General features: G+C 72.4%; 10 protein-coding genes. 3 read left to right on the top strand and 7 right to left on the bottom strand.

Annotated features, from left to right (window positions below; all coding sequences use genetic code 11):
* Positions 1-6 precede the first annotated feature (6 nt).
* On the bottom strand, positions 7-1,533 hold the full coding sequence (locus tag RI138_RS22460; protein ID WP_311121368.1) for a glycosyltransferase: 1,527 nt from the start codon (positions 1,531-1,533) through the stop codon (positions 7-9).
* Positions 1,534-1,743: 210 nt separating this feature from the next.
* Here RI138_RS22460 and RI138_RS22455 point away from each other — a divergent pair, with 210 nt between their 5' ends.
* Positions 1,744-3,876, top strand: a complete 2,133-nt coding sequence (locus tag RI138_RS22455) for a TPM domain-containing protein (RefSeq protein ID WP_311122980.1) — start codon at positions 1,744-1,746, stop codon at positions 3,874-3,876.
* Between the two features lie 97 nt (positions 3,877-3,973).
* Entirely contained in the window at positions 3,974-4,690 is a 717-nt protein-coding gene (locus RI138_RS22450; RefSeq protein WP_311121367.1) for a PspA/IM30 family protein, read from the top strand.
* A 5-nt stretch (positions 4,691-4,695) separates the two neighbouring features.
* On the opposite strand, the gene RI138_RS22445 is transcribed toward RI138_RS22450, so the two are convergent.
* The 6 genes from RI138_RS22445 to RI138_RS22420 all read right to left on the bottom strand — a co-directional run bounded on the left by RI138_RS22445 (position 4,696) and on the right by RI138_RS22420 (position 11,618).
* The gene (locus tag RI138_RS22445; RefSeq protein WP_311122979.1) at positions 4,696-7,263 is read right to left on the bottom strand and encodes a SpoIIE family protein phosphatase; all 2,568 of its coding nucleotides are present in this window, start codon (positions 7,261-7,263) and stop codon (positions 4,696-4,698) included.
* A gap of 214 nt (positions 7,264-7,477) precedes the next feature.
* Positions 7,478-7,984: an ATP-binding protein gene (locus RI138_RS22440; RefSeq protein ID WP_311121366.1), complete on the bottom strand. Its 507-nt coding sequence runs from the start codon at positions 7,982-7,984 to the stop codon at positions 7,478-7,480.
* Positions 7,985-8,115: 131 nt separating this feature from the next.
* Complete coding sequence (locus tag RI138_RS22435) at positions 8,116-8,517, bottom strand: NUDIX hydrolase (RefSeq protein WP_096626931.1); 402 nt, start codon at positions 8,515-8,517, stop codon at positions 8,116-8,118.
* 84 nt (positions 8,518-8,601) lie between these two features.
* The gene (locus tag RI138_RS22430; RefSeq protein ID WP_311121365.1) at positions 8,602-8,802 is read right to left on the bottom strand and encodes an SPOR domain-containing protein; all 201 of its coding nucleotides are present in this window, start codon (positions 8,800-8,802) and stop codon (positions 8,602-8,604) included.
* Positions 8,803-9,044: 242 nt separating this feature from the next.
* On the bottom strand, positions 9,045-9,797 hold the full coding sequence (locus tag RI138_RS22425; protein ID WP_311121364.1) for a GntR family transcriptional regulator: 753 nt from the start codon (positions 9,795-9,797) through the stop codon (positions 9,045-9,047).
* Between the two features lie 225 nt (positions 9,798-10,022).
* The gene (locus tag RI138_RS22420) at positions 10,023-11,618 is read right to left on the bottom strand and encodes a S8 family peptidase (protein WP_311121363.1); all 1,596 of its coding nucleotides are present in this window, start codon (positions 11,616-11,618) and stop codon (positions 10,023-10,025) included.
* A gap of 238 nt (positions 11,619-11,856) precedes the next feature.
* Here RI138_RS22420 and RI138_RS22415 point away from each other — a divergent pair, with 238 nt between their 5' ends.
* Positions 11,857-12,969 carry a threonine synthase gene (locus RI138_RS22415; RefSeq protein WP_311121362.1) on the top strand — a complete coding sequence of 371 codons (1,113 nt, stop codon included), beginning with the start codon at positions 11,857-11,859 and terminating at the stop codon, positions 12,967-12,969.
* Positions 12,970-13,030 lie beyond the last annotated feature (61 nt).

Genomic DNA, 13,030 nt, shown 5'->3' with positions numbered 1-13,030 from the left:
CGGCGGTCACCCGTCCTCGGTCGGGCGGGTGGGCAGCGATGTAGGCACCGGGCGCACCGCGTGCTCCGCGTGCTCCGGTACGGAGGCGGCGGCCGCGGCCTGGCCCGAGGTGATCGCCCAGCGGGCCAGCAGGAACGAGATCGGCGTCACGATGACCCCGGCCGCCAGCGCGGCGAGGTTCTTGTCCATCCCGAGGCCACTGACCGCGCCGTAGAGCAGTGCCCCGGACGCCACCAGGTTGACCAGGCTGGAGAGCGGGAAGCGCAGGAAGGCCTGCCAGGTGGGCTGCGTCCGGCAGGTGACGTAGGAGTTGAGCAGGAACGAGCACACGATGCTGACCGCGTAGCCGACGACGTGGGCGGTCAGATAGGGGATCCAGCGGTTCAGCGCGACGTAGACGCCGAGGTAGACGGCGGTGTTGACGCAGCCGATGAGGACGAAGCTGGCGAACTGACGAGCCGTACGGGCCCGGCCCGGCGCTCCGCCACCCGGGTCGAGCGGGCCGACCGGTTCGGCCCGCGTGGGGATACCGACGGGCCCGCCCGTCAGTATGTACGGCCCCGGACCCCCCAAGTACGGCCCCGGGCCCGCCGGCAGGGCCCGGCACATCGCATCCGTCTCCCGCACCACATACGGCGGACGGTGTTTCGCCTCGTGGTAGATGCGGCCCACGTACTCCCCGATGACGCCGAGCGTCACCAGCTGGATGCCGCTGAGCGCGACGACGGCGGTGAGGAGGGTGGCGTAGCCGGGGGTGTCCACGCCGTACACAACGACCCGCACGACCGTCCACAGTGCGTAGGCCAGGGCCGAGACGAAGACCCAGAAACCGGCGTAGATCGCGAGCCGCAGCGGCCGGTTGTTGAAGGAGAGGAGTCCGTCGATGCCGTAGTTCAGCAGGCGTTTGCCGCCCCATTTCGACTCTCCGGCGGCACGCCTGCTGTTGCGGTAGCGGAAGCTGACCGTGTCGAAGCCGATCCAGGAGAAGATCCCCTTGGAGAAGCGGTTGCTCTCGGGCAGGGACAGGACGCTCTCCACCGCCCGCCGGGACAGCAGCCGGAAGTCCCCCGTGCCGTCGATGAGTTCGACGTCCATGCAGCGCCGGACGAGTGCGTAGTAGGTGTGGCTGAGCGTGCTGCGGAGCATGCCGTCGCCCGTGCGGTCGCGGCGCGGGATGACCTGGTCGTAGCCGTGCCGGTGCAGCTCCAGCATGCGGGGGATCAGCTCGGGCGGGTGCTGGAGGTCGGCGTCCATGATCACCACGGCCGCCCCCTGCGACATACGGAGACCGGCGAGCATGGCGGCCTCCTTGCCGAAGTTGCGGCTGAAGGCGGTGTAGTGGACACGGGGGTCCCGGGCGGCGATGGCGCTCAGCAGCGGACGGGTCCGGTCGCGGCTGCCGTCGTCTACATAACAGACCTCGAAGGTGCTGCCGAGCGGGTCCAGGACGGTGAGCAGCGCGGCGTGGAAGGACTCGATGACCTCGGCCTCGTTGAAGCATGGCACGACGACCGACAGCTGAAGGCCTGCCACTCGTCACCTCCGGACTCCGGTCCCTGCGCCGCGTCCGCCCCATCTGACGACGACGAGTGGTGTCCGCCGCCGCTCACACGCGCACGGGCCCCTCCTTTACCGCGCCCGTTCATGCGAACAGCCGACGCGGTCGGTGGGCGGGCGGGGAAGCGGGAGGTGCCTCGTGCCGGGTCGCGAGGGTGCACAACGGAACATAGCCTCGCAAACGTGATGTCTTCCGTACGGTCGCGGCCCCGGCCCGCCGCACCCGGCAGGGCCCTGCTCACCGGCCTCCTCGCTACGCTGGCCGCCGTCTGCTGGCTCGCGCTGCCCGCCGGCGACGCCCGCGCCGACGACCCCGTCGAGCTGTCCCGGGACGGGCAGATCACCGACCGGGCCGGGGCCCTGCGCGACCGTACGGCACAGGTGGAGGACGCCCTCGACCGGCTCTACGCGGAACAGCGCATCCAGCTCTTCGTGGTGTACGTACGCGATTTCTCCGGCCGGTCCGCGCAGACCTGGAGCAACGAGACCGCCGACCGCAACGGCCTGGGCCAGGACGACGTACTGCTGTCCGTCGCCACCCACGACCGGCAGTACGCCTACTCCGTCGACGCGGACTCCCGGCTCACCGACGGGCAGCTGCAGGAGGTGGCGGGCACCGCCGTCGAACCCGCGCTGCGGGAGAACGACTGGGCGGGCGCCGCGATCGGGGCGGCGGACGGTTACGCGGCCGTGCTGGGCGGACGTCCCGTGACCGCCCCCACTGTCACCCCGGGCCCCGCCGACCCCGGAACGGGCGGCTCCGACACGAGCGCGGGCGACCTCATCCTGCCGGTGGCGGTCGTCGGAGGCGCGGGCGCGGTCGCCCTCTACGCGTACACCCGGCGCAAACGGCGTACGACGACCCGCACCACCCCGGCCGCGACCGGCTGGGGGCGGGGCGGGGAGGCGGGCGGCGCTCCGGAGCCGCCGACGCCGCTGCCGGAGCTGGACGAGAGGGCCAAGGAGGTGCTGGTGGACACCGACGACGCGGTACGCACCAGCGAGGAGGAACTGGGTTTCGCGACCGCCCAGTTCGGCGAGGAGGCGGCGAAGCCCTTCACCGAGGCCGTCGCGCGGGCGAAGGACGAGCTGACGCAGTCGTTCCGGTTGCGCCAGCAGCTCGACGACGCCTTCCCCGAGGACGACGCGACCCGCCGCCGGATGCTGGAGGAGATCCTCACCCGGTGCGCGGCCGCGAACGAGAGGCTCGACACCGTCTCCGCGGACTTCGACCGGCTGCGCGCCCTGGAACGCACCGCTCCGCAGGCCCTGGCCGCCGTGGACGCCACCTACCGCGAGCTCGCCGGGCGGGTGTCGGCGGCCGAGGCGGGCGTCGGCGGACTGCGCGAGCGGTACGGGGAAGGCGCCGCCGCACCCGCCGCGGCCGACATCGAACAGGCCGAGGACCGGCTCGTCTTCGCCACCTCGGCCGTGGACCAGGCCCGTACGGCGGTCGACACGGGCGAGAACTCCCGGGCCGCGGTGTACATCCGGGCCGCCGAGGGCGCGGTGGGGCAGGCGGGCACGCTGCTGGACTCGGTGGACCGGCGGGCGGCGGAGCTGGGCGAGGCGGCCGGGAAGCTGCCCGCCGCGCTCACCGAGACGGACACCGACCTCGCGGACGCGGGCGGGCTGCTGGAAGGCACCGCCGAGGGCGCGTCGACCGCCGATCTGCGCGGCCGGATCGCTCGCGCCGAGGCGGTGCTCGCCGACGTCCGGGGCGCGATGGCGGCGGGCCCGTACGACCCGGTCGACGCGCTGCGCCGGGTGGAGGAGGCGGACGCGGCCCTGGACGAGGCGCTGGCCGGCGCGCGGGAGCAGGAGCGGGGCGAGGCCAAGGCCCGCACCCTCCTCGAACAGGCGATGCTCACCGCCCGGTCCGCGATCGGGGCGGCGGCCGACTACGTCACCACCAACCGGGGCGCGGTCGGCAGCCAGGCCCGTACCCGGCTCGCCGAGGCGCAGCGGCGGTGGGAGCGGGCCCGGGAGCTGGCGAGCACGGACGTCAGGTCGGCGCTGACCGAGGCGCGGCAGGCGGACGCACTGGCCGGGCAGGCGCTGAGCCTGGCCGAGCAGGACGTCCGCGGCTTCGGCGGGCGTCTGGGGCCGGGAGCCGTGCAGGGAGGGGGCGGCGGTATGGGCGGGGCGGTGCTCGGCGGCATCATCCTCGGCGGGCTGTTCGGCGGGGGCGGCAGGGGCGGCGGTATGGGCGGGGGCTTCGGGGGCGGTTTCGGCGGGGGAGGCGGTATGAGCGGCGGGCCGGGCAGCTTCGGCGGGGGCGGGACGCGCGGCCGCCGGGGCGGTGGCGGTCGCTTCTGACCCGCCCGGGGGCCTGTGCGGCGGCCTCTTCCGGCCCGGCCCGGCCTCATCCCGTCACCCGCACCAGAGATCTCGACACACGCAAGGAGCCGTTTCCATGACCAAGCAGACCATCCTCGGCCGCGTCACCCAGCTGGCGAAGGCCAACGTCAACGCCCTCCTCGACCAGGCCGAGGACCCGCAGAAGATGCTGGACCAGCTGATCCGGGACTACACGAACAACATCGCGGAGGCCGAACAGGCGGTCGCGTCGACCATCGGCAACCTCCGGCTGATGGAGCAGGACCACAAGGAGGACGTCGAGGCGGCCGCCGAGTGGGGCGGCAAAGCTCTGGCCGCGAGCCGGAAGGCCGACGAGCTGCGCGGGGCGGGGTCGGCGGCGGAGGCCGACAAGTTCGACAACCTGGCCAAGGTCGCGCTGGGCCGCCAGCTCCGGTCGGAACAGGAGGCGAGGGCGGCGGAGCCGACGATCGCCTCGCAGTCCGAGGTGGTGGACAGGCTCAGGACGGGGCTCGACCAGATGAAGACCAAGCTGTCCGAGCTGAAGGCCAAGCGCGATGAGCTGGTGGCGCGCGCCAAGTCCGCTCAGGCGCAGAACCGGATGATGGACGCGGTGAAGAGCATCGACATCCTCGACCCGACGAGCGAGCTGAGCCGCTTCGAGGACAAGGTGCGGCGCGAGGAGGCGAAGGCGCTGGGCAAGCAGGAGCTGGCCGCCTCCTCGCTGGACGCCCAGTTCGAGCAGCTGGACAGCCTGGGCGCCGGCGCGGAGGTGGAGGCGCGGCTGGCAGCTCTGAAAGCCGGGTCGGCGTAGCGGGCTCAGTACATGCTCAGCAGCTGCTCCACCGAGAGTTCGGCCGCCGGGGCCCCGTCCGGCAAGGCCAGTTCGAACCAGACGGTCTTGCCGCGCGGGGTGCGGCGCGAGCCCCAGGCGGCGCTGAGCAGGCCCACCAGCTGGAGTCCGCGCCCGCCCTCGTCGGTGTCGCGGGCGCGGCGGCGGCGCGGCTGGACGAGTCCGGCGTCCCACACCTCGCAGACGAGGGTGCGGTCGCGCAGCAGCCGGAGCCGGATCTCGCCCTCGCCGTAGCGCAGGGCGTTGGTGACCAGCTCGCTGACGAGGAGTTCGGTGGTGTCGACCAGGTCGTCGAGGTCCCAGGAGCGCAGCTGGGTGCGGGCCAGCTCGCGGGCGCGGCCCACCGAGCGCGGTTCGCGCGGCAGCGTCCAGTCTCCGACCGCCTCCCCCGGCAGGCCCTGGATACGGGCCATCAGCAGGGCGATGTCGTCCTCGCCGTGCCGGGTGTCGAGGGTGGTCAGGACGTGGTCGCAGGCGTCCTCCAGGGGCATCTGCGGGCCGGTGAGCACGGTGCGCAGGGCCGCCAGGCCCTCGTCCAGCGGCTGGTCCCGGGACTCGACCAGACCGTCGGTGTAGAGGGTGAGCAGGGCGTTCTCGGCGAGCTCGACCTCGACCTCCTCGAACGGCTCGCCGCCGACGCCGAGCGGCATGCCCGGAGGTACGTCGATGAGCCGGGCGGGCCGGCCGGGCTCGACGACCGCCGGGGGGAGGTGCCCGGCGTTGGCGAACGTACAGCGCCGGGTGACCGGGTCGTAGACCGCGTACACGCAGGTGGCGAGATACACCTCGGAGAGGTCCGCCTCGCGGGACTTCTGCGCGGCGCGGGAGGGCCACTGGGCTCCCCCGCTGCCGCCGAGCCCCTCGTTGCGCTCGCCGCAGCCCGGGGAGCCGAGGCCGCGGGCCACCTCGTCGAGGGCGGAGAGCACCTCGGCCGGCTCCAGGTCGAGCAGGGCCAGGGTCCTGACGGCGGTGCGCAGTTCGCCCATGGCGACGGCGGCGCGCAGGCCGCGGCCCATGACGTCGCCGACGACGAGGGCGGTGCGGTGCCCGGGCAGCTCGATGACGTCGAACCAGTCGCCGCCGACCTCGGTGGCGGTGTTGCCGGGGAGGTAGCGGCAGGCGATGTCGAGCCCGGCGGCCTCGGGGTCGCCGGGGGGCAGCAGGCTGCGCTGGAGGATCAGGGCGCGTTCGTGCTCGCGGCGGTAGAGGCGGGCGTTGTCGATGCAGACGGCGGCGCGGGCGGCCAGTTCGGTGGCCAGGGCCCGGTCCCGCTCCCCGAACGGCTCGCTGCCCTTCGTACGGGAGAACTGGACGAGCCCGACGACGGTGTCGTGGGCGACCATCGGCACGGCGAGCGTCGACTGCACGAAGCCCATCTCGTCGCCGGGGACGTCCTCGACCCGGCCCGAGCGCAGGGCGACGGCGCGGGGCGAGCCGAACGGGAAGCGGTGGACGGAGCCGAGCGCGGGCGGCACGTCGTCCGGGCCGGGGGCGCCGCCGCCCGCCACGGCGGTGGGCAGCGCGTCGGCCACGGCGCTGGCGTGGGCGACCCGGCGCAGCTCGGCGGAGCCTCCGGCGGACTCGCGGTGCGCGGGGGCCCAACTGCCGGGCGCGGCCTCCTCGCCGGAGAGCAGGCCCTGGTAGAGGTCGACGGCGGCCAGGTCGCAGAAGCCGGGGACGGCGACGTCGAGGAGCTCGCGGGCGGTGGTCTCCAGGTCGAGGGAGTTGCCGATGCGGGCGCTGGCCTCGTTGAGGAGGGCGAGGTTGCGGCGGGCGCTGGCCGCCTCGCGGGCGGCGATGTGGCGGCGGGTGACGTCGGTGGCCAGGCCCGCGATGCCGACGGGGCGGCCGGCCCCGCTGTGCACCCGGTAGAGGTTCATGGACCAGTGGCGGCGGTCGGTGGTGCCGGGGGCGGTGCCGACGAGCTGGAGGTCGGTGACGGACTCGCCGGTCTCCAGGACGCGTTTGAGGGTGGCGGAGAGCCGGTCGGCCTCGCCCCGGGGCAGATAGTCCTCCACCGTGCGGCCGCGGTGGTCCTCGGCCGCGCCGCCGAAGACGGTCGCGAAGCGCTGGTTGGCCCGTACGACGGTGAAGTCGGTGCCGAACAGCACAAAGCCGAAGGGAGATTGGCCGAATATGGCTTGCGAGGCGGCGAGGTCGGTTTCGATGCGGCGCAGGGCTCTGACATCCACGACGATGCAGAGCGCGGCCCGTTCCCCGTCGCCCGTCAGACTCGGCATCACATAGACCTCGGCGAGGCCGTGTGCCCCGCCCTCGCCCGGCATCCGGAACGGGACGAGCCCCGTCCACTCCTTGCCGTCGAGGATCTCGCCGACCCGCCGGTGTCCCTCCGAGCGCAGCTCGGCGGGCATGAAGGCCTCCACCGGGTCACGGCCGACAGCCTCGTTCGAGGTCATGCCGAACAGACCGGCGGCCCGGCTGCTCCACTGCTCGATCAGCCCGTCGGGGCCGATCGAGAAGGAGGCGACCCTGATGTAGTCGTAGATCGAGCCGGGCGGGCTGTTCTGCCACACGACGTCGCCCGTCGTCCCGACGGCATCGCCCGTCGTCCCAGGTATTTCGCTCACGCGACCGTCCCCTCCAGCTCACACACCGGACCGGTCCTGCCCGCAGTATTCAGCACTACGGCCCCGACCGGCACGGCGTTCACGATCACAGCAAGGTCTCAGTCCCTTTCAGCCAGGTTCTGCCCGACCTCTGGTGATCGCTGTGCGTCCCTACCCACTCCTAACCAGGGAGAGGCAGCTCGAACCACACCGTCTTGCCGCTCTTTCCTCGCCGGGTCCCCCAGCGGCGTGCGGAACAGGCCACGAGCTGCAGTCCCCGGCCTCCTTCGTCGTCGGGTCCCGCACTGCGTTCGGTGGGTGGATCCGGGAGCGGATCGGAGACTTCGACCAGCAGCCCCGGGGAGAGCGGCGGGGCGGCGGCCGGGCGGACCGGGCGGCTGTCGAGCCGGAGATCGGTGGAGAAGTCCCCGGTCAGCCCCCCGGACCCGTTGCCCGAGGCGTCCGGCTGGACCCGGACGAGGCGTACGCCGATGGGGCCGGAGGCGTACCGCAGGGAATTGGTCACCAGCTCACTGACGAGCAGTACGGTCATGTCGCCGACCGCCGCATCCAGCCCCCAGCACCCCAAGGCGTCCCGGACGGCGTGCCGGGCACTGCGCACGGAACCTGGTTCGGCCGGAAAAGTCCACTCGGCGCAGTCGCCTTCGGTATCGATCACGCCGATCACTTCCCAGGGACGACCACGGGCACACCCCACAGGCAAATGGGGACTAAACAGCCCATACCCACCATTGATTGCTTACTACCGTGCAATCCGGCGTTTGGTGCAGACGGCCGTACGCGGCCCGCGGGCGCGGGTCAGATCAGCTCACCGGCCGCCTTGAGGTCGTCGAAGAGCAGTTGGTCCACGGGCGGCACGAGGGCCCGGTCGGCGAAGGAGAACCACGCGACCTCCTCGATCTCGCTGCTCGCGGCGAGCGTGCCGCGGTAGTCGCCGTAATAGCAGCTCATCCGCACCACGGCGGCGCCGGACCCCGCATCGACGGGGGCCTCGTACGTCCCGGCGTGGACGACGGTCTCGCGAATCAGGCCGACCGTCAGTTCCTCCTCGATCTCGCGCAGGAGGGTCTGGAGGTCGCTCTCCGCCCCCTCGCGCTTGCCGCCCGGGATGTAGAAGACATCCTTGCCCCGGGGTCGCGCGCAGAGGATTCTGCCCCCTTCGATCCGCACCCACGCCACCGTGTCGATCAGCACCGCCATGACTCCGCCCTCGTTTCGCGCCCCGGCGGCTCCGCGCCCCCGGCCGGGCGGGACCTTACCCTCCATCCGCCCGGGGGCGCCGCCTTACGGGCGGGGGCCCTGCCCCACGCGCTCCACCCGGTAGGTCTGGTGGTGGCGGCGGTCGTCGAGGCCGTCGGCGACCTCCTGGGCCTCGGCCTGGGTGGCATACCTGCCTACGCGGTAGCGATTACCGGTGTCGTCCTGCCGTATCACCTGCCAGGCAAGCACGGCGCCGCTGTCGCTCATCGTGTCGCTCCCCCGCATGTCGCCCCTCTCCCCGCCGGCGTGCACGTCTCTAAGGATCCCCAGGAAACCGCAATACGCATATGCCTGAGCGTACGCCTGACCTTCACTCAGCGCAGGCGTCTTTGCACAAAGAGATACGCATCCGGCCAGCACGAAGGGGCGCATCCATGGAATGCGCCCCTCCTCGTGCCCCTCTCACGCCCCTCCTGCCCCGGCAGCCCCGCCCGTCGGGCCCGCCCCGGGCCCGACGGAGCGTCAACTCACCGCACCGGCAGGTGGTACGCGACCCGATAGCGGTCCGCCGGCACCACGACGTCGGCCGTCTCCACGGCACGGCCCGAGGCGTAGTACGTACGCCCGATGACGATGACCACATGGCCGGGCACCCCGCCGAGCGCCAGGAGCTCCTCCGCGAGACCCGGGCGCGCGCCCACCTCCTCGGCGACGTTGTCCACGACGACGTCGATCGCGGCCATCCGGTCGACCACCCCGCAGCCGCCCAACGGGCCCTCCTCCGGGAGCATCACCGGGGTCCGGCCGGTGACGGCGAGCGGCTCCCAGGAGGTGGACAGCATGATCGGCTCACCCGCTTCCCGGAAGACGTAGTGCGTGCGCATGACCCGGTCGCCCGGCTCGATGCCCAGCCGCTCGGCGATCTCGGGGCTCGCCCCCTCCTGCTCACTGCGGGACTCCCACGTCCCGCGCGCCCCCTCGGCCGTCTGCTCCTGCCGGAAGGGGCTGGCCCCCTTGTCCGGCCGGTAGCCGGAGCGGGCGATCATGCGGGGGACGGGGCGCTCGCGCACATACGTACCGGAGCCGGAACGCCCTTCGACCAGCCCCTCCGCCATCAGGACCTTCCGCGCCTCCAGGGCGACGGTGTCCGAGACCCCGTACTCCTCCCGGATGCGAGCCTGCGACGGCAGGCGCGTATGGGGCGGCAGCGCGCCGTTGACGATCTTCTCCCGCAGATCGCTCGCCACGCGCAGATAGGCGGGCTGCTCACCGAAAGCCACAGGCCACTCCCAACAGGTTGACAGTCTGCGACAGCCTGACAACCGTGGGTTGTACGCCGCAAGCGTAGGCCATGGTTTCACTCAATGTAATGAAGTCATGGTCGGCGACGCATACGCCTGCATACCCCGGCATACCCAGGGCACGCGTGTGGGGGCGGTCGCGCGAAGCGACCGCCCCCACCCTGTTCCCGTGCTTCAGTCAGCGATCAAGCAGCGACCGAGGGATCAGAAGTGCAGACCCCAGCTGTTGATCCGCCCGGTGTCCCACGACCAGTTGTCGGTGACGCGGAGCTTCCAGGTGCCGTTGGCGACGACGGAGGAGGCGTTGACCGTGTACGTGGTGACCACGTCGTCGCTGCTGCCGCCGGAGCCGAAGGCCTTCAGGTTGAAGACCGTGCCGTTCGGTGCGACCAGGTCGATCTTCAGGTCACCGATGTACGTGTGGGAGATGTTGACCGGAACCTTGAGCGTGGCCGGCGCGTTGCCGTCGACCCCGGTGACGGCGATCGGGGACTCGACGGTCGAGTTGTCGTTGATCGGGTACCCGGTGGTGTTCTCGAACTTCTTGGGGTCCGGGTCCGGCGGGTTGGTGCTGCCCGTGCCGACGTACAGCAGCCGGTTGGGCGAGCCGCTGCCCGGGTTGCCGACGACGCCGGTGGTGGCGGCGTCGACGAGGCCCGCAGAGACCTGCGCGGGGGTCGAGCCCGGGTTGTCGGCGAGGTAGATGGCGGCCGCGCCGGCCACATGCGGGCTGGCCATCGACGTACCGGAGATGGTGTTGGTGGCGCTGTCGCTGGAGTTCCACGCCGAGGTGATCGAGGAGCCGGGCGCGAACAGGTCGACGACCGAACCGTAGTTGGAGAAGCTGGAACGGGAGTCGGAGCTGGTCGTCGAGCCGACCGTGATGGCCTCCGCGACGCGCGCCGGGGACTTCGTGCTGGCGTTGGTCGACTCGTTGCCCGCCGCGACGGCGTAGGTGATGCCGGAGTCGATGGACCGGCGCACGGCAGCGTCGAGCACCGAGTCCGCGCCACCGCCGAGGCTCATGTTGGCGACGGCGGGCTTGACGGCGTTGGCCGTCACCCAGTCGATGCCCGCGACGACCTGCGCGGTGGTGCCCGAACCCTGGTTGTTCAGCACGCGGACGCCGACGATCTTCGCCTTCTTGGCGACACCGTAGGCGGAGCCCGCGACGGTGCCCGCCACGTGGGTGCCGTGGCCGTGGCCGTCCTGCGAGACGTTGTCGTCGTCGACGGCGTCGTAGCCGTTGAAGGCCCGGCCGCCGAAGTCGTTGTGGCTGATCCGCACCCCGGTGTCGATGACGTAGGCGGTGACGCCCTCGCCCGCCTTGTCCGGGTAGGTGTAGCGCTGGTCCAGCGGGAGGTTCCTCTGGTCGATCCGGTCCAGACCCCACGAGGGCGGGTTGTTCTGGGTGTCGGAGACCGTGAAGGTGCGGTTCTGCGAGACGGACGCCACGGCCGGGTCGGCGGCGAACCTCTTCGCCTCCTCGGCGGTGGCCTCGACCGCGTACCCATTGAGGGCCGAGCGGTAGGTCCGCTCGACGCTCGCGCCGTACTTCTTCGCGAGGGCCTTGCCCTTCGCGGAGTCGGACTTCGCGGCGGAGTCCTTCAGGGTGACGATGTAGCTGTCACTGATGGTGCCGGGAGCGCCCGCGTTCTGGATCACGCCCTCGGGTGCCCGCTCGGCCGCGGTCGCCGGGAGTGCGGCGGCGGCACCGAGGGCGACGGCGGCAGCGGTGGCTATGACAGTCGCCGTGGCGAGTCTTCGCCGTGCATGGGGGGTGTGACGCATCACTGACATGTGAGGGGTCCTCCTCATAGGCGGTGCTTTGGTGGGGGGTGGTACCGGAGCCAGGACGCAGCTCCCGACAGGGGCATGACAAATCAGCCGTACGGCGCCCCGTTTTCTGCGCCGTCCGTGACCGGCATGCCCTGCTGCCAGCGAAAGATTGACCGATCCATGGCAAACCCACAAGGGTGCGTGAGGGTTTGCCATACGCCCGCCATTCATCTGCCATACGCCTGAAATGCTGGCGGACATGACGACCTACCACTGCCCCGTGGACGGGACCCGGTCCAGCACCACCGCCCTGACCTGGTGCTGTCCGGCCTGCCGGGGCCCCTGGGACCTCGACTTCACCCCCGCGCCGGGCTTCGGCTCGAACGCGCTTTCCACGCGGGTGAATTCATTGTGGCGCTACGAGGAGATGCTGCCGCTCGCCGCCCCCGCGGCCTCCCTCGGTGAGGGCCGGACCCCGCTCGTCCCCCTCACGGACACCGTCTCGGCGAAGCTCGACTATCTGATGCCGACGCTCTCCTTCAAGGACCGGGGCGCGGTGATGCTCGCGGAGCTGGCCCGGCGGCTGGGACCGGACCGGGTCGTGGCGGACAGCACCGGCAACGCTGGCACCTCCGTCGCCGCGTACTGCGCGCGGGCCGGACTCCCCTGCACGGTGTACGTCCCCGAGGGCACATCGCCCAAGAAGACCGAGCAGATCCGGGCCCACGGCGCACGCCTGGTGACCGTCCCCGGCGGGCGGGAGGCGACGGCCCTGGCGGCCCGCGCGGCGGCGGACGAGCCGGGCACGTTCTACGCGTCGCACGTGTTCAACCCGTATTTCCTGCACGGCACGAAGACGTATGTATACGAAATCTGGGAGGACCTCGGCGGCCGGCTGCCGGACGCGCTGGCCGTACCCGTCGGCAACGGCACCCTGCTGCTGGGCGCGGCCCTCGCCACCGCGGAGCTGCACGCGCTGGGCCTGATCACGGCCCGCCCCCGGCTGATCGCCGTCCAGGCCGAGGCGGTCGCCCCGCTGGCCGCCGCCTTCCACGCGGGCGCGGAGGACCTGCCGCCCGGCACCCCGGCCGAGGCCGCGCCCACCCTCGCGGAGGGCATCGCGATCCCCCGCCCGCCGCGCGCCCGCCAGATCCTGGCCGCGGTGCGGGCCTCGGGCGGCACGTTCCTGACGGTTCCGGAGGACCACATCCGCGAGGCCCAACGCGACCTGGCGGCACGCGGGTTCTACGTCGAGACGACAGGGGTGGCCTGCTGGGCGGCGGTACGGCAGGGGCGCGCCGACCTCGTACGCGGTGGTGTGGTCGTGCCGCTGTGCGGTGCGGGGCTGAAGACGGGGATGGAGGGAGGGTGAGAGGGGGCGGGGGGGCTCGCTGCGTCTTCCCCCGGCCGGCCCTCGCCGTGCCCCGGCGCGT

The organism is Streptomyces durocortorensis (assembly GCF_031760065.1).
Lineage (GTDB): Bacteria > Actinomycetota > Actinomycetes > Streptomycetales > Streptomycetaceae > Streptomyces.
Note: the sequence above shows the minus strand (reverse complement) of the source record. Positions and strands in the feature narration are given on the sequence as shown.